Origin of the sequence: Wenyingzhuangia sp. 2_MG-2023, from assembly GCF_030548295.1 — a bacterium.
GTDB lineage: Bacteria > Bacteroidota > Bacteroidia > Flavobacteriales > Flavobacteriaceae > Wenyingzhuangia.
This window is the reverse complement of the sequence record NZ_JAUOSB010000001.1, coordinates 264246-285114: the sequence shown is the minus strand read 5'-3', so window position 1 is coordinate 285114 and position 20869 is coordinate 264246. Positions and strand designations below refer to the sequence as shown.

The 20869-nt window shown below is 32.4% G+C and carries 19 protein-coding genes; 5 read left to right on the top strand and 14 right to left on the bottom strand.

Annotation, left to right across the window (positions count from 1 at the left end):
* Positions 1–118: 118 nt before the first annotated feature.
* The 4 genes from Q4548_RS01005 to Q4548_RS00990 form a co-directional block, all read right to left on the bottom strand.
* Positions 119–814 (bottom strand): SCO family protein, encoded by a 696-nt coding sequence (locus Q4548_RS01005; protein WP_336622724.1) that lies wholly within the window; start codon positions 812–814, stop codon positions 119–121.
* Positions 783–1361 (bottom strand): toxin-antitoxin system YwqK family antitoxin, encoded by a 579-nt coding sequence (locus Q4548_RS01000; protein ID WP_303450364.1) that lies wholly within the window; start codon positions 1359–1361, stop codon positions 783–785. The genes Q4548_RS01005 and Q4548_RS01000 overlap by 32 nt, the downstream gene beginning before the upstream one ends.
* Before the next feature lie 32 nt (positions 1362–1393).
* Positions 1394–2152, bottom strand: coding sequence for a YHYH protein (locus tag Q4548_RS00995; RefSeq protein ID WP_303450360.1), 759 nt, complete (start codon positions 2150–2152; stop codon positions 1394–1396).
* Between the two features lie 74 nt (positions 2153–2226).
* Positions 2227–2487, bottom strand: coding sequence for a hypothetical protein (locus Q4548_RS00990; protein WP_303450358.1), 261 nt, complete (start codon positions 2485–2487; stop codon positions 2227–2229).
* A gap of 220 nt (positions 2488–2707) precedes the next feature.
* Between Q4548_RS00990 and Q4548_RS00985 the strand changes: the two genes are divergently transcribed.
* Entirely contained in the window at positions 2708–3547 is an 840-nt protein-coding gene (locus tag Q4548_RS00985; protein WP_303450355.1) for a DMT family transporter, read from the top strand.
* 2 nt (positions 3548–3549) lie between these two features.
* Here Q4548_RS00985 and Q4548_RS00980 read toward each other — a convergent pair whose 3' ends face one another.
* Positions 3550–5082, bottom strand: coding sequence for a YifB family Mg chelatase-like AAA ATPase (locus tag Q4548_RS00980; protein ID WP_303450350.1), 1533 nt, complete (start codon positions 5080–5082; stop codon positions 3550–3552).
* Between the two features lie 63 nt (positions 5083–5145).
* Positions 5146–5802, bottom strand: coding sequence for a response regulator transcription factor (locus tag Q4548_RS00975; protein ID WP_303450347.1), 657 nt, complete (start codon positions 5800–5802; stop codon positions 5146–5148).
* A 177-nt stretch (positions 5803–5979) separates the two neighbouring features.
* Between Q4548_RS00975 and Q4548_RS00970 the strand changes: the two genes are divergently transcribed.
* The 3 genes from Q4548_RS00970 to Q4548_RS00960 are packed head-to-tail and all read left to right on the top strand — an operon-like array spanning position 5980 to position 8577.
* Entirely contained in the window at positions 5980–6555 is a 576-nt protein-coding gene (locus tag Q4548_RS00970) for a DUF4202 domain-containing protein (protein ID WP_303450344.1), read from the top strand.
* Positions 6556–6558: 3 nt separating this feature from the next.
* Positions 6559–7968, top strand: coding sequence for a PAS domain-containing sensor histidine kinase (locus Q4548_RS00965; RefSeq protein ID WP_303450341.1), 1410 nt, complete (start codon positions 6559–6561; stop codon positions 7966–7968).
* A 57-nt stretch (positions 7969–8025) separates the two neighbouring features.
* Positions 8026–8577 carry a porin family protein gene (locus tag Q4548_RS00960; RefSeq protein ID WP_303450338.1) on the top strand — a complete coding sequence of 184 codons (552 nt, stop codon included), beginning with the start codon at positions 8026–8028 and terminating at the stop codon, positions 8575–8577.
* 224 nt (positions 8578–8801) lie between these two features.
* Here Q4548_RS00960 and Q4548_RS00955 read toward each other — a convergent pair whose 3' ends face one another.
* From Q4548_RS00955 to Q4548_RS00935, 5 genes are all read right to left on the bottom strand, one after another.
* Positions 8802–10169 (bottom strand): DUF4302 domain-containing protein, encoded by a 1368-nt coding sequence (locus Q4548_RS00955; protein WP_303450336.1) that lies wholly within the window; start codon positions 10167–10169, stop codon positions 8802–8804.
* Positions 10170–10180: 11 nt separating this feature from the next.
* On the bottom strand, positions 10181–11152 hold the full coding sequence (locus tag Q4548_RS00950) for a substrate import-associated zinc metallohydrolase lipoprotein (protein ID WP_303450334.1): 972 nt from the start codon (positions 11150–11152) through the stop codon (positions 10181–10183).
* Positions 11153–11177: 25 nt separating this feature from the next.
* Positions 11178–12662 (bottom strand): RagB/SusD family nutrient uptake outer membrane protein, encoded by a 1485-nt coding sequence (locus tag Q4548_RS00945; protein WP_303450332.1) that lies wholly within the window; start codon positions 12660–12662, stop codon positions 11178–11180.
* Between the two features lie 2 nt (positions 12663–12664).
* Positions 12665–16240, bottom strand: a complete 3576-nt coding sequence (locus Q4548_RS00940; RefSeq protein ID WP_303450329.1) for a SusC/RagA family TonB-linked outer membrane protein — start codon at positions 16238–16240, stop codon at positions 12665–12667.
* A gap of 212 nt (positions 16241–16452) precedes the next feature.
* Complete coding sequence (locus Q4548_RS00935; protein ID WP_303450326.1) at positions 16453–17601, bottom strand: FecR family protein; 1149 nt, start codon at positions 17599–17601, stop codon at positions 16453–16455.
* 305 nt (positions 17602–17906) lie between these two features.
* Here Q4548_RS00935 and Q4548_RS00930 point away from each other — a divergent pair, with 305 nt between their 5' ends.
* Positions 17907–18389 (top strand): RNA polymerase sigma factor, encoded by a 483-nt coding sequence (locus Q4548_RS00930; protein WP_303450323.1) that lies wholly within the window; start codon positions 17907–17909, stop codon positions 18387–18389.
* 86 nt (positions 18390–18475) lie between these two features.
* Here Q4548_RS00930 and obgE read toward each other — a convergent pair whose 3' ends face one another.
* The 3 genes from obgE to hpt all read right to left on the bottom strand — a co-directional run bounded on the left by obgE (position 18476) and on the right by hpt (position 20807).
* Complete coding sequence (gene obgE / locus Q4548_RS00925; RefSeq protein WP_303450321.1) at positions 18476–19477, bottom strand: GTPase ObgE; 1002 nt, start codon at positions 19475–19477, stop codon at positions 18476–18478.
* A gap of 120 nt (positions 19478–19597) precedes the next feature.
* Positions 19598–20170 (bottom strand): adenylate kinase, encoded by a 573-nt coding sequence (locus Q4548_RS00920; protein ID WP_303450318.1) that lies wholly within the window; start codon positions 20168–20170, stop codon positions 19598–19600.
* Positions 20171–20270: 100 nt separating this feature from the next.
* Complete coding sequence (gene hpt, locus Q4548_RS00915) at positions 20271–20807, bottom strand: hypoxanthine phosphoribosyltransferase (RefSeq protein WP_303450315.1); 537 nt, start codon at positions 20805–20807, stop codon at positions 20271–20273.
* Positions 20808–20869 lie beyond the last annotated feature (62 nt).

Here is a 20869-nt window from a genome sequence, read left to right as displayed (position 1 = left end):
AACTAAAACAGGAAAGAAGTTGTTCTCCCTACCCAATATTAGATAATTTAATAAAGAACAAATTAGGATTTTAATTTCTATTCATTTTCAGCAGACATATGGCTGATTTAATATTTAATTATTGTTCCTTTTTTAAAGTTTTAATGTCAATAATTAATTGATTTATAGAGGTTCTGTTTAGTCCATTATAAATACCTCTAATGTGCTTGTTTTTATCTATCAATACAAAATTTTCGGTATGTAAAAAATCATCCTTAGTTTGTTCTAAACCTAGGCTTTCTTCAACAAAATATGCTTTTCTACCCAATTCATAAATTTCACCTCTATCTCCAGTTACTAAATGCCATTTGTTTGGAATAACACCTTTAGATACAGCATAGGAGTTTAGTACAGGAATGGAATCTAAGGTTGGGGTTACGGAATGAGAAAGCAAAAGAACTTCGTTATCATTTATAAATTCTTCTTGAATTTTAGACATGTTGCTAGTCATGGTAGGACATATTCCTGGGCAAGAGGTGAAAAAGAAATCCGTAACATAAATTTTATTTTTAAATGTTTCCTGAGAGACCGTATTCCCTAATTGGTTTGTTAATGAGAAATTAGGGATTTTATGAAATTCTTGTTCCTCATTACTGCCAGGTGTAAGCCAGTGTGGTGTAAAATTAGCTTCGTTGTAATAGGGTAAATAGTCTACTCTACTTGTTTCTTCAATTCTACTGTTTTGTTTTTTAGTTTCATTTTTACACGAAGCTAAAACAACAATAAGTAAATAGAGTAAAATTTTATTTTTTTGTGATAACAACTTTTTCATCATTTAATTTATAACATAAGTTTGCACGTTTTAAACCAAAAACACGACCGTGTTTTGCTTCGTAATTAACGTATATTTCTCCGTTTGCTAGCCAAGCTTGTTGTATGCCATTTTCTTTTCCGCCAGTTAAGTTTCTTAATTTAGATAATTGTCCATTTGGATACCAATTTTTCTCTACACCTTCTTTTTTTCCTTTTACAAAGTAACATTCAGATTCTAGTATTCCATTTGCTCTCCATGCTTTGTAGGTATTTGTTAAAGCATTTTGGTTGTAGTTGGATTCTATTCGCAATTGACCATTAGAAAACCATTCTTTGGCAACACCTTGTTTTTTACCCTTATAAAAACCAATTTTTTGTTTTAACAAGTCATTTTTAAAATAGACAACAGCAAAACCATTAAAGGGTTGTTTTTTATAATACCAAACTCCTTCAGTATTGTTTAATGTCAAACTAGATTTGTCAATAAAAATATTTTCAATTATTATTTTAGTATCTAAATTTTGTTGCTCTTTATGATGATTACAGCCATAAAAAATAACTGCAATCATTAAATGTATTTTAAGGTGGAGGTGTCTCATTTTTAATATCCTTGGAAAGGTCCTGTAAAAGCAATATACGATCCTGTATTAGAGTAGATTTCGTTTATGATGTGGTAGTGGTATTCTTGCTCACCTTCTGTATATTGTGTTGTTGATGTATGTCCGCCAGACACATCTAAATCTGTGGGATAAGTTCCTGTAGCATTGCACTTTCTACCATAAATAAAAACACCATCAAGTAAAATTCCCACCAAGGCATCATCATCGTTAGAGAATGCTTTAGGTTCTAAGTGGTAGTGGTATACTCCAGGTCCAATGTGTGCACCAGTCCAATCTAAACTACCTGCAGCAGCATCTAGGGCTCCATTCCCTTCTTGATCGTTAAAAATAGAAACACCACTTACTGCTATTCCAATAGTGTTAAGTTCTGTAGAAACGGTATTACCTGTTAAGTTTGGTGTTGCATCTACAGTAATGGTCACTGCATTGTTGTTACTTGTCATAATAGAAGGGGTTGTTTCTACATCTGATTCTTCTAAGTACAAGTCACTGTCTTCTCCCCAATATACTGTTTCATGATTTGGTAAACCTGTAGTTTCAATGGTGTATTCTGTTCCTCCATTAGATAAGTAAACAGTTACTGCCTCTTCGTTAAATTCAGCAAATGCTTTGTGAACTTCTGTTACTACGGTTTCTTCGGTATCTACATTGTCACTGTCTATATTGTTTTCGCTGCTACATGAAGAAAATCCTATTATTAAGGATAGTGCAGTAAGGCCTAATTTGATATTTGTTTTCATTTTCTTGTTTTAAGTATGTGTTTGTATAATTAAAACAAGAAAGGTATCGTTTACCCTACCTACTAGTTGTTAATTCAATCAAAAGCAAAATGCCCATCCAATTTATTTTCGATGAGTTTCAATACTCTATTAACATCAGCATCGTCTTTTATAAAAATGGTCAAGTTTTCTTCTACCCGATTTCTACTTATAGATTCTTGAATTTCTATAAAATCAACACCGCTAATTTTTTCTAGTAAATCTTTGCATTCTTGATCGCATTTTGTGTCATTTATATACACTTTTACGGTTTGTTTTTTGGGACTATTTCTTATTTCTGTTCTAAATGGAAGCATAATAGTATGTTTTGAGGTTGTATCTTCTCTAATTTAAGAAAAAGGAATGAACTTATCAAGTATGAATTTTACAAAGAGTCTTTTGTGAATTGAGGGTAGTACTGATGGTGTTATGTAAATACTCACTTAAATTCAATTATTTATTTTTTGATTTGGAGGCTAAAGTATTTATTAATAGTAATTTTATAGACTGTTAGGTTAGAACGAAAAAATCATTTTTATGAAAAGCTCAAAAGCCATTTTTTATATGATATTTAGTGTTATTGCGTTTTCATTTATGAATGCAGTGGTTAAATATTTAAATGATTTTAGTGCCTACCAAATTGTTTTCTTTAGATCTGTAGGAACTTTGTTTTTTACCATTCCATTAATCATAAAAGCCAAAGTTTCTTTTCTTGGGAATCATAAAAAATTGCTATTTCTTAGAGGTTTAGCCGGAGTTATTTCTCTAACTTGTTTTTTTCAATCTCTAAATTATTTGGCTTTAGGTACTGCAGTTTCTTTAAGATATACATCTCCTATTTTTGCTGCAATTTTTGCCTTTATTTTTCTGAAAGAAAAAATAAAGCCTATGCAATGGTTCTTGTTTTTAATTGCATTTGCTGGTGTTTTAATTATCAAAGGTTTTGGAGTAGATGTAAATTCTTTAGGTTTAATTTTTGTAATGTTATCAGCTGTTTCTTTAGGTTTAATTTTTGTTTTAATCCGTAAAATTGGAAACTCGGAACATCCATTAGTTATTATTAATTATTTTATGGTGATGGCATTTGTTTTTGGAGGGTTGATGTCTATCAATCATTGGAGGCATCCAAACTTTATAGAATGGCTACTATTGTTAAGCTTAGGTTTTTTTGGATATATAGGGCAATTGTATTTAACAAAAGCTGTTCAATCATACGAAACAAATGTAATTGCTCCTTTAAAATACCTAGAAGTAGTTTTTATGATTTTGATTGGTGCTTTTTGGTTTGGAGAAACCTATAATTTATGGACTCTTTTAGGTGTGTTGTTAATTATGTTTGGTTTGGTTTATAATGTTTATTTAAAAAGAAAAAGTTAATATCAAACCCAGTGTTCTCTATCTAAGCTACGGTATTGAATAGCTTCTGCAATATGATGAGATTCAATGTTTTGAGAAGCTTCTAAATCTGCAATAGTTCTGCTAACTTTTAAAATTCTATCGTAAGCTCTGGCGGATAGGTTTAAAGATTCCATTGCTTTTTTAAGCAAAGCTTTGGTGTCTTGGTTTAATTTGCAGTATTTTTTAATGTGCTTTACATCCATTTGTGCATTGTAATGTATGTTGTATTCGTCAAATCTTTTTGTTTGTAAGTCTCTAGCTTTTTGCACACGTAGTTTGATAGATTTGCTAGTTTCTGCTGGAATTTCATTACTCAATTTGTCAAACGGAACAGGGTTCACTTCAATATGTAAATCAATTCTATCTAACAACGGGCCTGAAATTTTATTCAAATATTTTTTTACCTCTAATGAAGAAGATTGGATTTTGTTTTGATCGTTCATAAAATCACCACTTGGCGATGGATTCATACTTGCAATAAGCATAAAACTACTAGGATAAGTAATCGTGAATTTTGCTCTAGAAATGGTTACTTCCCGGTCTTCTAAGGGTTGTCGCATAACTTCTAAAACACTTCTTTTAAATTCAGGCAATTCGTCTAAAAACAAGACTCCATTGTGAGCTAGAGAAATTTCACCAGGTTGAGGATACTGTCCACCACCAACCAGTGCAACATCAGAAACAGTGTGATGAGGAGATCTAAATGGACGTTCTAAAATTAGACCTTCCTTGTTTTTAGTATTTCCTGCAACGGAGTGAATTTTAGTAGTTTCAATGGCTTCGTTCAGAGACATGGAAGGTAAAATACTTGGGAGACGTTTTGCCAACATAGTCTTTCCGGAACCAGGTGGACCAATTAATAAAATATTATGACCTCCAGAAGCTGCAATTTCCAAAGCACGTTTTACAGATTCTTGCCCTTTAACATCCATAAAATCGAACGAAAATTTATCATCTATTTCGTTTAAATATTTTTGAGTATCAAAAATTAGAGGAGTAAATTTTTTGTTGTCGTCTAAAAAATCTATTACATCAGATAAATTTTCTAGTCCATAAACTTCAAAGTCATCTATTAATGCCGCTTCTTTGGCGTTTTTGGTAGGGAGAATAATTCCTTTAAATCCTTGTTTTTTAGCTTCTATAGCAATAGGTAAAACTCCTTTTAGGGGCTGTAAACTTCCGTCCAAAGAAAGTTCTCCCATAATAATATATTCCTTTAACTTTTGGGAATTTACCTGATTGGATGCAGCTAAAATTCCAACGGCTAAAGATAAGTCATAAGCGGTTCCTTCTTTACGCATGTCAGCCGGAGCCATGTTTATGGTTATTTTTTTACCTGGAAAATGAAGTTGATTATTTTTAAGAGCTGCGTGAATTCTAAAGTTGCTTTCTTTTACGGCATTGTCTGGCAAACCCACAAGATGGTATCCAATACCTTTGTCAATATTTACTTCAATGGTAATAAGGGTTGCGTCCACACCTAAAAAGGCAGCAGCATATACTTTTTCTAACATAGCAAATTTCTTTATCTGCTAAAGTTATTAAAAAATACAGGTTAGAATTAAGGTATTCGTAAATTAAAAGCCTAATTCTTGAGCTTTTTTAGAAAGTTCCACTAAATTTTTAACATCTAGTTTCTTCATTAGGTTGAAACGGTGTGTTTCAATAGTTCGTTTGCTCTTTCCTAATTTTTCTGCAATTTCTAAATTGGTAAACCCATTTAAAATGAATTCTAAAATTTCAGATTCTTTTTTAGTCAATTTAGAAGTGTCGTTGTAACTGTTGGCAACTGTTCTTTGAGGAGTTGTTCCGTTGATCAAACTTTTTACAATAGCATCAGTAGTGTCTCCACTAAAATACTTACCACCATTGTAAACGTTGGTAATTGCTTTTACAAATTCATCTTTATTTGTGTCTTTTAACAAATAACCACTTGCTCCTGCAGAAATTGCTTTTAAGATATATTCCTCAGAATCGTGCATTGATAAAATGATAGACCTTGTAGAGGTTCCCAATTTTGAAAGTTGGGCTACGGCATCAATACCATTCATAATAGGCATGCGAACATCAATAATTAAGATGTCTGGTTTCAATTCCAAAGTAAAATCAACACCTTCTTGTCCATTAGTTCCTTCCCCCACAACAGTAAAGTTGGGTTCGCTTTCTAACAAAGATCGCAGTCCATTTCTTACTAATAGGTGATCATCAACTAATAAAATGTTAATTTGACTCATTGGTTTTTATGAATTTAGGAAAAATAGGGTACTTAATGAAATTATACGTAAAATTACAACGAAATTACGTAAATTCATAAGAAAATCTACGTAATTTTTCAGTCAGAGATTATTCTGCGCTTTTGGGGTAAATATATTTAACCTTTTTAACGAACTTTGTATTATAAATTAATTTACATGAAATACGACGAAGCAATTTTATTGATAGATGAGGCAAATAAAAAAGATACAAACCAAGAAATAGTTGGGGATATAACTTATTCAAAAGAATATATCTACGGGGTAAGAATGAGCAAAAAATTAGAAGATTTTATGCCAGATGCTCCAGAGTCTTTAAAGTTGGCTGTTAGATGTCAACATATTTGTAGATGGGAAATTCCAAGGAGTACTTATCCTATGGATAAAGTTGGTTATATAACTTGGAGAAATGAATTGAAAAAAATGCATTCTCAAAAAGCAGAAGAAATATTAAAAGAAGTAGGTTACGAGCAAGACTTGATTGATGAGGTGAAATTTATGTTGTTAAAAAAACAATTAAAAAAGAATGAATTGACTCAAGCTTTAGAAGATGTAATTTGTTTGGTGTTTTTAGAATTCTACTTTGATGACTTTGCAACCAAGCATAGCGATGAAAAAATAATTGATATTGTTCAAAAAACGTGGGGTAAAATGTCTGATAAAGGACACGAAGCTGCGTTGAAATTGCCATTTTCAGACTCTGGATTGGCACTGGTTCAAAAAGCATTGGCTTAAATTATGGGATTATTAGATACGTATTTATCAGATAGGGAACGGTCACTTTTACAAAAAAGGAGGTCTAAAATATCAGGAGCTTTTTTTCTGTTGTTTGCGATTGTCATTGTAATGAGTTACGCAATTCAAAATCAACTTTCTGATGAGAATACGGTCTTAATGACACAAGATGATATTGACAACCTAAAATTGTATTTAGGATTGATTTCTACATTTGTGTTGGGATATTTGGGTTATATTTTATTCAAATTGATTCGACCAACCTATATCACGTATTTAGATTTGATTACGGATTTGTTAGCTATAAAAAACAACATCCATAATTCAGACAGACCTTTATCGTCTAGAGAAAATACATTATTGCGTTTTAGAGAATTGAACTTTGCGGTAAACAATGCTGTTTTGTACGCAACAATTACAGATGAGAATAGAATTGCGTATATCAGTAAAAAATTTGAGCAATATTTAGGTCATAAAGAAGATTTGACCTTTAGGAAATTTGAAGAAGTACTTACATACAAACACAATCAGCACCATAGAATTAGAAAGGTGTTGAATAGTGCGGAGGGTGAGTTGGTGAATAAAGAGTTGAGGTTGACCAATCATGAAGGCGAAATTTTTTGGATGGAAATGTCAATCATCAATATGGACAATCTTAAAAATTCTAAACGTAGGTTGATTGTTTGTCATGACATTACCAAGCGAAAACATGCGGGTATGGAAATGCAACGGGTAAACAGAAATAAGTTTGTTGCAGAAGTACAGTCACAAAAAGATTTGTCTCAGCAAATTATGACGGCTCAAGAAGATGAACGAAAACGTATTGCCAAAGATATACATGACGGAATTGGGCAAATGTTGACAGCATTGCGTTTTAATATTGATGGTATAGATTTTACCAACAAAATAAAAGCAGAAGAAAGTCTTTCATCACTAAAAGAAGTTTTTGGACAGTTGATTAAAGATGTGAGAGCAGTAACTTTTAGTTTGGCTCCACCAGAATTAACGGATCATGGAGTGGCTTCTGCCATACGTAAAATGAGCAACATGGTTGGGAATTTTACAGGTCACAAAGTATTGTATGAAAATGTTTCTGAATTTGACAAACGATTGGATAACAATGTAGAAGTAAATATCTACAGAGTGGTGCAAGAAGCTGTAAACAATGCTTTAAAATATTCAATGTCTGAGTATATTTTAATCACGTTGTACCATACAGATTCCTATTTAAAAATTAGGGTAGAAGATGATGGTGTAGGGTTTGATACCAAGGACACTCACAAATACAAAGGAACAGGAAATGGGTTAAGATTTATGAGAGAACGTGTGAATTATATAGATGGTGAGTTGTTGATTACATCAGAAGATGGTAAGGGAACCACGGTGAATATTGTGGTGCCAATTTCTAAATAATTTTGTTTTGTTCAATTTTTTGTGTATTATAAATACATAAATTGAAAAACAAAAATTATGAAGATCAAATTTTTAGTAATTGCTACGTTATTTTCTGCCATTGTTTTTGCACAAGAAAACAATTCCTATTTTGGAATCAAAGCGGGTTACAATTTAAGTTCGTTAAGAAGTGGAGATGTAGACAATAGAAATGGATTCCATGTAGGGGTTTATGGTGAACACCAAATTAACAACAATGTTTCTTTTCAACCAGAGCTAATATATTCTCAGTTAGGGTTTAAAGATGGTGACAATCAAAAAATAAAGCTAGATTACATACAAATCCCTTTGATGTTTAAAGCATATATTTTAAAACCTTTATATGTTGAGTTAGGTCCACAAGTAGGTGTAACGATTAGTAAAAAGGAAGAAACTGATTTTATAATTGGTACTTCTACCAAAACATCTGAGCCTAATACTTTTGATTGGGGAATTAACGGAGGTGTAGGTTTTGCTATCAATCCAGGAGTAACAATAGGACTTAGGTATTATTATGGGTTGAGCAGTGCTTATAAAGATTCGGATGAATTTAATACATTGTTTCAAGCATTTGTTGGAATTACATTGTAAGTAGTGTAAAAGAATTTTAGCTAAAAAACCGATTTAGAATTAATTCTAAATCGGTTTTTTAATGCTTCTTTAATAGCTAGCTGTAGCTATAAATACTACAGCTAGCTCCCTTGGTTTTCAATATAAATAAAACATAAAATAAACTTATTATAAAAATGGCTAATTTTTACAGCATTAAAAATCAATAGGGTATTTTTTTAAAGTTGAGCATAAGTGTTTAAATGTTAAAACCAATAACCGTAAAATCTTATGTTTGGACTATCGGCACTTACAAATGCACCAGAAATATTTGAATAGCTGGTTACACTTCCATCGTCTTTTATAGCATTAAAAGAACCTTCATTGGTATAATACAATCCATTTGGTCCTGCAAACATTTCTATAAATGGCAAAACAGCTGCTTCTAAGAAAGCCCCATTACCATCTCTAGGTCCTACATAAGTTAAAAAATACTTATTATCCTTAATTTCAGAAGTAAAGGTATAACGGAATCCATACCCTCCCATTAGCAAGAGTAGTTCTACATCTGAACCATCAGGTGAGGAAAAAAGAGCTAGTGTTTCAAAAGGAAACCTAGTACCAGCGTTTGTTTCAATTTGATCAATTAAAGCATCAAATCCAGGAGATGTCAGCGCATTGTTTCCTTCACTTAAAGCATATACAAATGTTCCTAAATCTACACCAATATCAGCTACGTCATCCGTAAGAAACGCAGGTTCGTCAAAAAAACCAATAGATGCAGTTTGACCATCTACGGTTGCTACAAATTGAGACAAATCAGAATCAAATACAAAATCTTTAAATGAAACTCCATTCGTTTCAATAGCAGGATCTGCAATCAATCCTTCTTTTGTTCCAGCTACACCAAAATTCAATTCAGAAAATTTACCTTCTTCATTCAATCTTTTGGCATTGGCAAACAAAGTAGCGGTGTTGTAAGACAAGTCGTATCTTGTTTCTGTAGTTCCATCAGAAATAGCTAAAGATTTGTAAACAGAAGTTGTAGCATCGGAAACTAATTTTTCGCGCATTATTTTACTTTCTTCAATTTCTGTCCAATCATCTACGGTGGCTTTGGTAAATCGCAATTCTATAAAGTCTCTGTTGGTTCTAAAAATAAGATCATCACCTTCTTGTCCGTAGTATAAAAATTCAAAATCTCCTTTGTAACCTTCACCTCTTAAATCTCCCGTAGGAAAATTGTCCGAGTCTGATAATTTGTGAATTTCGTTTCTGGTAGCAAAGGAGAGTTTGGAGGTAGACCCATATACAATTTGGTATTCACTAGTAGCTACGGTAAAATCATCATCAAAATCTGAAGTCATTCTTACGTTTTTATCATCCTCAAAATCGAAAAGAAAAGTGTAACCTCCTAACAATTCATTGTCTGTAAAATAAGTTGTTTTCCAACCTTCTGGTGATGACTTTAATAATTCTTTAATTTCTGTTTCGTTGTTAGTAATACGAACTGCTGCCGATTCAGAAAACTTGGACTCAACCTCTATTTCATCTTGACAAGCAGTAAAAACTGTTGTTAAGAGGATGAGTAATGCTATGTTTTTGAAATAATTTTCAATTATTTTTATGTCCATAATTTTTTAATTTAATTGTTTAAAACTTCTAAAGTATTTCTAGCTGCAATTTCTTGAAGCTGGTAAATGTCTAGATCAAAATTTGTTTTGAAGTATTCTGCAACAAGCCCTTCTTTTGTTCTAATTGCGTTGATTGCAATTTGTGCTTCATTACTGGCAGTTAACGTTACAGCATCTGTTACGGCTTGTATTGTTTCCGGAGTAGCATCAGCAGGAAGACTGTTTACAGCAGCAGCAACTTCTCTAGCAACAACTCGATCTTGAATTCCGGTAAGAATAGCATTGTACTCATCAGCGCTGTTAGAAAGCATTGCGTTTACCATTTCTGCAAAATCTTCGCTAACATTAGCTCTTGCGTAGTCTGTAATGTAACCTAGTTCGTTTGCTTGTTCAATGCTTTCATTAAACCATTGTGCGGTATAGTTAAAAGGAGTAATTGCTTGAAATTCTTCCTCATCAAAAGGGACAGTTTGGTTTAGAATATGTGCGTATTCATGTTGCATGGTAGATACAAATCTCACTAAACTAGCTTTGTCTTTTAAATCAACCAAATCTGTGTTGAAAAAGGTAATTCTTTTTCCTCCTTCTGCAACTCCCAAAGTGATGGTTCCTGATGGATTTAAATTGATTCCACCAACCAAAAGAACTTCTCTAGGAGCTATTTTTTTTATAAAATCTTCTCCACCAACTTCAGTGTAGGTGTCAATCCATATTTTTTTGATGGCAGCTAAAGCAGGTTGTACTTTTTCGGCAGTAGGAGGAAACAAATATCGGTTTCTATCTACCGCGTTTTCATTCCAACGATACAATACTTCAATATTGTAATCAAATGTGTAATTATCTCGGATCCATACATCCAAATCAGTTAATTCAGGAGTGGTAATGTCTAATTCGCTTTCTCCCAAATCATCTTTTGAAGCACAACTGCTCAACCCTAAAGTTAGTTGAAGCATAACAATTAAAATAATTTTTATTTTTTTCATATCTCAAATTTCTTTAATTAATAATTTATCTAGGATTGGCTGTAAGACCTTGTGCCAATGCAAAAGTTGGTATTTGCAATGCTTTTCTTGGGTCTTGTTTTTCTAAAACTACTACAGATCTGTCTGAAAGCTCGTGTGTGATTTCTAAATCAAATCTTCTAATGTCAAACCAACGCAATCCTTCGTGGTAAAACTCTCTTCTTTTCAACTCAGCAATCATTTTTACGTACGGTGTCTGGTTGTCTAACAAACTATAAGATGGGGTATATTCATCTGTTACTATAGGGTAGTTAGCTTTTACAATATCATCTGTTAATTTGTCTGTGGTAGCATCGTATGATCTTGTTTTTCTAGATAAGAAAATATCTAAATCTGCTAATGCCTCTGTGTATTGTTCTTTCATGGCATAAGCTTCTGCTCTGTTTAATAACACTTCATCAATACTAAACAATACTATTTCTACGTGAGGAATTCCGATACCTGCATTCGCATTGGTCAATTTAAAGTATTCATCAAATTTTGGTAAATTGTAAACTACGTCTGTTCCATAAACAGCATATGACCAAGATTTAGAAAGAGGATTTCCGGCTCCACTAAAAAACAATTCATTTGCTTTTAAGGCAGACAATCCAAAACGTGTACTTGCAAACCTACGATCGTAAAGTGATTCTGTAGAAACAATTAACAAGTTGGTGGTCTCTGTAGCACTTGGATAAATGGCTTTGTTTTGACTATAAGTTAAAGATCTGTATCCTTCTGTATTTCTAATTTGATTGCTAGGGTTTGTCAATACTTTAGAAGAATGTTCAATTACTTTGTCCCAATCTCCTTTATACAAATAGAATCTAGTAGCAAATGCATATGCAGCACTTTTTGTAAAGTGGTATTTAGGCTGATCATAATCACTTGTAACCAATGCCAGTCCTTCAATCAAATCTTTTTCAATTAGGTCGTAAACTTCTTCAACGGTATTTCTGGTGTATTCTTCTAAAAGAACTGTTTCAGGTTGTAGAACATAAGGAATTCCTAAGTCTGTACTTGCTGTAGTTGAATTGTAAGATTTAGCCCAAAAATTAACTAGCATAAAATGACCGTAAGCTCTTGCTAACAAAGCTTCTCCTTTTTGTGCGCTTAAATCTGTTTCTGGAAAATTCTCTATAGAAGCCAATGCTTCATTGGCATGTGCTATGGCATTGTAACAGCTATTCCAATAGCTTGCAGGTGTGTCATTGGTGTCTAAATTACTGGTAATCCAACGAAAAGAATCTAGTTCTAAATCTGTTGTTTCTTCAGTTGTACCTTTATCATCTGCATTGTCAGACATGATTTCCGCCATCAATTGATACCCGCTTTGAGGATACGCATTGGTGATCAGTTGAGATATTTTTTCAGGAGAGTCAATCAGAGTTCGTTGATCGGGTAGTTCTGATAAATAATCATCACAACTTACTAGTTGAGTAGCAAGAGTTATCAACAGTGCGATTTTGATTTTATATATATTTCTCATCATAATTATATTGAAAGGTTTAAAGAAAAAGTGTATTGCCTTTTTATTGGAAAAGCAACACCTCCTGTGTTGATAAATTCAGGATCTTGACCGTTTAATTTTGAGTCAGAGTACAATAGAAATAAATTGGTTGCTTGAATTTTAAATTTTAAATTAGACAAGCCCATTTTTTTAACTAACTTTTTGTCTAAAGTATATCCTAATGAGATGTTCTTTAAACGTACAAACGATCCGTCTGCAATTCTAGCTGTAGAGTAATTGTATGTATTGTAAGCTTTGTCTAAGTTTGGAATTTCAGAGTTTAGTCTTTCACTTGCAATTACAGGAATGTTTGTAACCAATTCATCACCAGGTAAAATCCAACGATTTGAAAAATCTTTGGTAAATACATCTAAGTCTGAGTATTCATCACTAAAAACAGGATTCAAACGAATTTTATTTCCTCCAGAAGCACTAATGAATACAGACAAGTCCCAGTTTTTATAAGTAAAGTTGTTGGTTAAACCCGCAGTAATGTTTGGGTTAGAAGAACCTTCGTAAACCAAATAATCTAGGATGTTTTCTGATTCTTGAAAGTCAGCTCCGTTAATTTCGTTGAATTCATTGGTGCTGTCATCTGGCAATGCAAATGTTGGCAATCCTCGGTTGTCTAATCCTTTAAAATCAAAAGAAAATAAAGAGTTGATAGGATACCCTTCTATATTTCCACCATTTTGAGTTACCAAGTCAAAAACGGTAGGCTGGTTGGCTAATTTTACAATTTCTTGGTCTATATAAGAGAAGTTGAAACCTGTGTTCCATTTAAAGTGTTCTGTACTGATGTTTTTGGTGTTGATAGAAAATTCTAAACCTTTTACATCTACATCTGCATTGTTTCCTGTTTTGATGTATTCACCACCAATTCCTGAGGTTTTTACAAAATCAACATTGTCAAAAATATCTCTTTTAAAAACATCTACAGTAAGCTCAATACCTCTGTTAAATAAGGCAACGTCTAGTCCTATGTTGGTTTCGTATTGTTTTTCCCAAGTTAGTTCTGCGTTTTGTAAATCTTCTATATTAAGATAAGATTCTCTGTTTGCTAATAACAATCTGTCTGTGGTTTGATTTTGATAAATAGCCAAAGAGTTGGTTGCAGAACCAGGAGTAGCTACCAAACCATAAGAAGCTCTAAGTTGTAATGCATCTACAGCATCTACATCAAACATAAATTCTTCTCCAGTTACATTCCATTTTCCACTCACAGTACCTGTAGGCAACCATCTAGAACTATTGCTTCTACCTTGGCGGTTAGATCCATCATATCTACCTGTTGCAGAAAAAGTGTATCGGTTGTCGTAGGTGTAAGATCCTTTTCCGTAAAATGCAACGGTTCTTTCTTTTTCTTCGTTTAGAGAAAATAGATCTTGACCATCTGTGATTAATTTTTCTAACAATCTTGGATCTGTAAAAGGAACCAAGCCATTGTCGTACTGAATTCCATAACCATCAAAACGATTATCTTTTCTGTCTACAAACCTCATTTCTTGTCCAGCCAATAAACTTACTTCATGTCTGTCGTTAAATTTATCATCAAATTGAAGACTGTTTCTAAGGTAGTAAGATGTTAATTCATAATCGGTTTTTTTATAAATACCTCCTTGTGGAAAAACTGAGACAGGGGGACTGTTAGGGGAGTTAGGATCGCTGTACAAGAAAATGTTATCGTCTCTAACAATTGTAGTTTCAGCAGCATTGTAAGCACCAACAACGTTTGAGTTTTCTTTAATTTGATGTTCAAAAGTACTGTTTACATATCGGTTAGAAAGAGCAACATTGTATTTTAATTTGTCGGTTACTTTGTATTCTATATCTGCTTGAAAACGAATGTCTTTTACACTTAAATCCATGTAATTGTTTGCCGTTTCATTAAGAATATTCATAGGAGCCCAGTTGTTTCTGTAGTACTCCAAATCACCATTTTGGTCTCTTGGTCTTAAGGCACGTGATGTGTTTAGTGCAAAACTAAAAGGGTTGATGTCAAAATCTCTAGTAACAGAACCATTAAAATTATCGGTTTCGCTTTCAAATGTTCCTGGAGTCAGTTGATCTCTTACAGAAATAATACTAGACAGAGTTGCAGTAAGTTTATCTGAAAGGTAGAAAGTGTTTTTTAAATTGGTAGTTAATCTAGTTACGTTGTCTGCTATAGACCATCCTGGATCTGTATAAAAACCTACAGAAGCACTGTATGCATTGTTTTTACCACCTCCAGAAAAACTTAAAGAATGATTTTGTGAAACGGCATTTCTAAACAGCGTTTTGAACCAGTCTGTATTCCCCATTTCATATTGTTGTAAGAAAGCATTTCTAGCTTCTGGAGTGTTTTGTAAAGCAAATTCACCATTACTTAAATAAGTATCTGTTAATTTTGCCATTAAATAATACACACCTCCATATCTAGCTTGTGCTACCTCTGGTAAGTCTAAATACCCTTTAGATTCTAATTCCTTAAAAATACTTACAGTTTCTTTAGAATTTAAAATATCGTAATTGTTATAACTTGGTACGTCTGTCATAGTAACTTCAGAGCTATAGCTTACTCTTAGAGGACTATCTCTTTTTCCCTCTTTGGTAGTAATCACAACCACTCCATTTCTTGCTCTTGCACCATAGAGAGAAGTTGCAGAAGCATCTTTTAAAATTTCAACACTTTTAATGGTGTTTGCATCAATACCTGCTAAAGAAGAACTGATTAAAGTTTGTGCATTTCCAGAAGTCAATTGTGTCAAATCTACGTTAACAACGTCTTCTTGAACAACACCATCAATTACATAAAGAGGTGTGTTGTTTCCAAAAATGGAAGAAGATCCTCTAATGGTAATTTTAGGAGCAGTACCAAAAGTACCCGATACATTTTGGATGTTTACCCCAGCCACACGTCCTTCTAACATTCTAGAGGCATCGGTAATACCATCAATTTTTAATTCTTCTAATTGTAGAGAAGTACTTGCTCCAGTAAAAGTTCTTTTTTCAACTTTTCCATATCCTGTAATTACTACAGCATCTAAAAGCTCTAAAGATTCTACCAAAACAATTTTTAAAAACTTTTGGTCTTTTATCACAATTTCTTGTGTGGTAAACCCAACAGATTTTACTAGAACAGTATCTCCTTCGCTTACTTCTAGTTTAAAATTTCCATCAAAATCAGTAGCGGCTGCTTTGTTGCTTCCTTTTACAGAAACGGTAATGCCCAATAGAGGTACACCATCTTCATCTACAACCTGACCTGCAATGACAAAGCTTTTTTGTGCTTCTATTTTGTTTTCCATTTTTACAGGAGCTGTACCTAGTATAATCTGCTTGTCAAAAACAGTATACATAATATTGGTTCCTTTAAAAATATCATTCAGAACATCGCTAAGTTTTCTTTTGTCAGATTTTAATGAGATTTTCCTGTTAAGGTCTATTTCAGAATTTTTATAAAATAATTTGAATTCGGTTTTCTCTTTTATCAAGTCTAAAACCACAGACAAATTCTCGTCTTTTACATCTAAGTTGATCTTGGTGTTCTGTGAATAAGTGATTGCGTTTGCCTTCATAAGGCATAAGAGCAATAAAATGAAACTTAACCTCATTTTTAAACTTAATTTTGCGTTAATAATTTTCACAGAAAGATTCTGTATTTTTTTTTCCATACTTTTGTAGTGCTAGTTTAATGATTGAACCATTGTTAGATTAATTTTACTGAATCGAGGAATACTGCAATATTTCTCGATTTTTTTTGTGATAGATATTATTTCATGTATAGTTTTTAAGGGTTAATATTGATTGTTTTGTTTGTTATTTTGTAGTTAAAAGGAGTTGTTTTTTGAAACGTTTTGATGATTTCTTCTAAAGTTTCAATATCAAACTGACCTGTAAAATGTTCGTTTTTAAGTTTGTCATAATTAATTTTGATATTCACATCAAAACGTCTTTCTAGTTTACGTACAATGCCTTCAAAATTTTCATTATTAAAGATCAATACATTGTTTCTCCAAGAAACATAGGGTTCTGTTCTTACTCTAGAAACTGTTAATTTGTTGTCTTTTTTAGTAAGTTTCACTTTCTGATTAGGTTTTAGAATAATGTCATTTTCTCTATCTAATCTTTCTTTGTCTAAGAAAATTCCAACACTACCTTCAACCAAAACTAATTCAGAGAAAGGATCATTTCTATAACTAGATAGATTAAATTCTGTTCCTAGAACTTCGGCTCTAATTTTATTTGTATAGACCACAAATGGCTTTTCTTTATTTTTAGAAACTTTAAAATAAGCTTCTCCTTCTAACTCCACTTTTCTAATTCCATTTTCAGCAAATAACGTAGGGTATTTTATGGTTGACCCTGCATTAAGGTGTACTTCTGTACCGTCAGACAAAATCAATTGAAATTTTTTACCGTAAGGAATACTTAGCGTATTCATCTTTATTTCTGTAGCAACTTTGTTATGAGATATTGTTGACGCAAGAGTATAAATCAATTTGTCCTTTTGTTGGATAGCGACTACCGTTCCTTTGTCATCCCTCAATTCTACAGTTTCATCATCTATACTTATTTTTTTTATCAAATTACTTCCCATCTTCAGGGTAACTTCTGAAAATAATGTTTCGTTGTCTCTATAGCTCTTGGTAACCAAGACAAGTAATCCAATAAAGATTGCTGCATATTTTAAGACTTTTATTGCCATAGGATAAAATGAAATAGTAAATCCTTTTTTGATACCAATTTTACGAGCAAATAATAAAAAGGCAACTTTATCATCAAATTGATCTTGACTCACATTTATATATTGATGCGTAATTAAAAACTCTTTGAATAATTTAAAGTTTTCTTCTTTCGCTAACAATTGATCAAATTCACGCAATTCTTTATTGCTCATTTGATTGTTTAAGTATTTTAAGATTTGCTCTTTTTCCATGTATGAAGACTTCTTTTTGATCTAATTAAAACGTGTCTATACCTATAAGACGAACTTTATTTTAAAAACCCCTACAGAAACTTTGTCATCGAAACAAAAGCATAAAAAAACAATTTATAAAGCTGAAATATTCCTATGGAAACACCATGTTTTGATGTTTTATATTGTGATAATTTCATGTTTTACTTTATAGGAATTTTATTTTATTATTCCAGCATAGAAAATCCATCAAAAATTTAATTAGCATAGAAGAAGAAGTTAACATAGAACAGTTAAGAAAGGGAGACATTAAATCTTATGAACTTTTGTATAATGTATATTATAACGAATTAGCTTCCTATATCTATAGTTTAAATAATAATAAATTTGAGGCTGAGGATATTGTACAGAATGTAATGTTGACTATTTGGAAAAAAAGGCAATCTTTAAAAATTAAAACATCCATAAGAAGTTATTTGTATAGAGCATGTTACCATGAGTTTGTAACGGAATACAATGCACATAAAAAAGATTTGAAATATATAGATGCAGTAGAAGAAGAGCGATTGACTTTTTTTGTAGAAGAAGATTTTGAGAGCATCAAAAGTCAAAAAAGAAAAATAAAGTTGGCTATTGAAAAATTGCCTCCAAAATGCAAAGAGATATTTGTTTTAAATAAACAAAATGGGTTTAAGTATCAAGAGATAGCTGAGATTTTGAGTATATCTATTAAAACAGTAGAGGGACAAATTTCAAAAGCAATTCTTAAAATTAAAGAAGAAATAAAATCTTTAGAAGATGATGTTTGAAACCTTTACAGCATATTTAGTTTGATGAAAAAGGCTTTAACATAAAATTGTTAAAGCCTTTTTTTATTTTCTAAGTGAGTGTAATACTATGATTCTTTGTTGATCATTTTCCACAATTCGTCTTTAAGTTCTACAATTCCTGTTTGAGCTACAGAAGAAATGAACATAGTTTTGATTCCTTCTGGTAACTCAGAATCTTCTATTTCTTTTCTTAGTTCGTCGTCTAACATATCCGATTTGGTGATGGCCAAAAGACGATCTTTGTGCATCAATTCAGGATTGTGTAAATTTAATTCATTCAATAAAATTTTATACTCTTTTTTAATATCGTCAGAATCTGCAGGGATCATAAATAATAGAGTAGAGTTGCGTTCTATATGACGTAAAAAATAATGCCCCAAACCTTTTCCTTCGTTGGCACCTTCAATAATTCCAGGAATATCTGCCATTACAAAACTCTGATAGTTTCTATAATCTACAATACCTACATTGGGTTTTAACGTGGTAAAAGCGTAGTCAGCAATTTTAGGTTTAGCAGCACTAACCACAGACAATAAGGTTGATTTTCCTGCATTGGGAAATCCTACCAATCCTACATCTGCTAAAATTTTTAATTCTATTTGAAACCATCCATCTACGCTAGGCATACCCGGTTGCGCATAACGAGGTGTTTGGTTGGTAGATGATTTAAAGTGCCAGTTACCCAATCCTCCAATACCACCTTCACACAATATAATTTCTTGTCCGTGATGAGATATTTCAAATAAGATTTCTTGAGTATCAGAATCGCGAACAATGGTTCCTAAAGGTACGTCTAGGTATTTGTCTTCCCCGTCTTTACCTGTACTTCTACTAGAACTACCATTACCACCATGACCAGCTCTACTGTGTTTTAAAAAACGCAAATGATGCAAGGTCCACATTTCTTTGTTTCCACGCATAATAATGTGTCCACCACGACCACCGTCACCTCCATCGGGTCCTCCTTTTTCAATAAATTTTTCTCTATGTAAATGCATAGATCCACTACCTCCTTTACCAGAAGCAGCATATATTTTTATATAGTCAATAAAATTTCCGTCTGTCATGTTTTTAGCTATTTAGCTATTGGCTTAGTGCCATTCGCGGTGTATAATTCAAAAATAAAAAAGCTATTAGTATTATAAAAATACCAATAGCCAATTGTAAATAGCCTTAGGCCACTATTTTTATAATGAATCGATTACGTCTGAGATCAACGCTGTGATCCCTTCAATAGAACCTACACCGTTAACTCCGTAATATTTGTTTTGTTTTTCGTAATAATCCTTTACGGGAGCAGTTTCTGCATTGTAAGTATCAATTCTTTTTTGAATTACAGCAGGATCTGCATCGTCTGCACGACCACTTGTTTTTGCTCTTTCTGTCAAACGACTTTTCAATTCATCTTCGTTCACTTCTAAAGCAATCATTCCATTAATTTGACTCTCTTTTTTGGCTAAAAAAGCATCCAATGCTTCTGCTTGAGATTCTGTTCTTGGAAAACCATCAAAAATAAACCCATTGGCTTGAGAATTTTTTTCAACTTCGGCTTGCAACATGTTGATAGTTACTTGATCAGGAACTAATTGACCTTTTTCAATATATGACTTTGCTAAAACTCCTAGCTCAGTATCGTTTTTCATATTGTAACGAAATACGTCCCCTGTAGAAATATGCACCAAATTGTATTTGTCTTTTAAAACGTCTGCTTGTGTTCCTTTCCCTGCTCCTGGAGGGCCAAATAAAACTATGTTTTTCATCTATTTATATTTAATATCCTGTAAGTTAGGAAATAAAATTATTTAATAACAGAGTGCAAATGTACGGATAACAGTTGAATTTTTAAAAGAAATTATTGTATTAAGAAGATTTCAATTTGTATACTTCTGGTAAATTTCTTCCCAAACCATCATAATCCAAACCGTAACCCACTATAAAGTGATTCGGAATCTCTAATCCTACATAATCAATAGGAATGGTTTTGTTGTATACAGAGGGTTTTAAAAACAAACTAGCAACTTTGTATTCCTTAATAGGCTGTTTGTCTAATAGTGCAATAATTTTTTCTAAAGTATTTCCAGTATCTACAATATCTTCAATAATAATAACGGTTCTATTGGTTAGATCTTCATTCAGTCCTATCAATTCGTTTACAGTTCCAGTAGATTCAGTTTGTTGGTAAGAAGCTAGTTTGATAAAACTAATTTCACAAGAATGATTGTAGGCTTTTAACAAGTCAGCACAAAACATAAAAGAGCCGTTTAAAACTCCTAAAAACAATGGAGTATTATTTTGATAATCTTTAGAAATAGCGTTGCTGATGGTGTCAATTGCTTTGGAAATAATCTCTTTAGAAAGAAAAGGTTCAAAGTTTTTGTCGTGAAGTTTGATGTCCATAAATGATTAAAATGCAAAAAACCGTTTCAAAAATATGAAACGGTTTTTGTGTGTATAAAAAG

Coding starts and splice junctions, on each gene's coding strand:
- Q4548_RS00975 (WP_303450347.1), bottom strand. CDS start 5,802: ATGAGTCAAATTAACATTTTATTAGTTGATGATCACCTATTAGTAAGA.
- Q4548_RS00955 (WP_303450336.1), bottom strand. CDS start 10,169: ATGGACATAAAAATAATTGAAAATTATTTCAAAAACATAGCATTACTC.
- Q4548_RS00985 (WP_303450355.1), top strand. CDS start 2,708: ATGAAAAGCTCAAAAGCCATTTTTTATATGATATTTAGTGTTATTGCG.
- Q4548_RS01000 (WP_303450364.1), bottom strand. CDS start 1,361: ATGATTGCAGTTATTTTTTATGGCTGTAATCATCATAAAGAGCAACAA.
- Q4548_RS00960 (WP_303450338.1), top strand. CDS start 8,026: ATGAAGATCAAATTTTTAGTAATTGCTACGTTATTTTCTGCCATTGTT.
- Q4548_RS00965 (WP_303450341.1), top strand. CDS start 6,559: ATGGGATTATTAGATACGTATTTATCAGATAGGGAACGGTCACTTTTA.
- Q4548_RS00920 (WP_303450318.1), bottom strand. CDS start 20,170: ATGAAAAACATAGTTTTATTTGGCCCTCCAGGAGCAGGGAAAGGAACA.
- Q4548_RS00950 (WP_303450334.1), bottom strand. CDS start 11,152: ATGAAAAAAATAAAAATTATTTTAATTGTTATGCTTCAACTAACTTTA.
- Q4548_RS01005 (WP_336622724.1), bottom strand. CDS start 814: ATGATGAAAAAGTTGTTATCACAAAAAAATAAAATTTTACTCTATTTA.
- Q4548_RS00940 (WP_303450329.1), bottom strand. CDS start 16,240: ATGAAGGCAAACGCAATCACTTATTCACAGAACACCAAGATCAACTTA.
- Q4548_RS00995 (WP_303450360.1), bottom strand. CDS start 2,152: ATGAAAACAAATATCAAATTAGGCCTTACTGCACTATCCTTAATAATA.
- Q4548_RS00935 (WP_303450326.1), bottom strand. CDS start 17,601: ATGGAAAAAGAGCAAATCTTAAAATACTTAAACAATCAAATGAGCAAT.
- Q4548_RS00990 (WP_303450358.1), bottom strand. CDS start 2,487: ATGCTTCCATTTAGAACAGAAATAAGAAATAGTCCCAAAAAACAAACC.
- obgE (WP_303450321.1), bottom strand. CDS start 19,477: ATGACAGACGGAAATTTTATTGACTATATAAAAATATATGCTGCTTCT.
- Q4548_RS00980 (WP_303450350.1), bottom strand. CDS start 5,082: ATGTTAGAAAAAGTATATGCTGCTGCCTTTTTAGGTGTGGACGCAACC.
- hpt (WP_303450315.1), bottom strand. CDS start 20,807: ATGGACATCAAACTTCACGACAAAAACTTTGAACCTTTTCTTTCTAAA.
- Q4548_RS00945 (WP_303450332.1), bottom strand. CDS start 12,662: ATGATGAGAAATATATATAAAATCAAAATCGCACTGTTGATAACTCTT.
- Q4548_RS00970 (WP_303450344.1), top strand. CDS start 5,980: ATGAAATACGACGAAGCAATTTTATTGATAGATGAGGCAAATAAAAAA.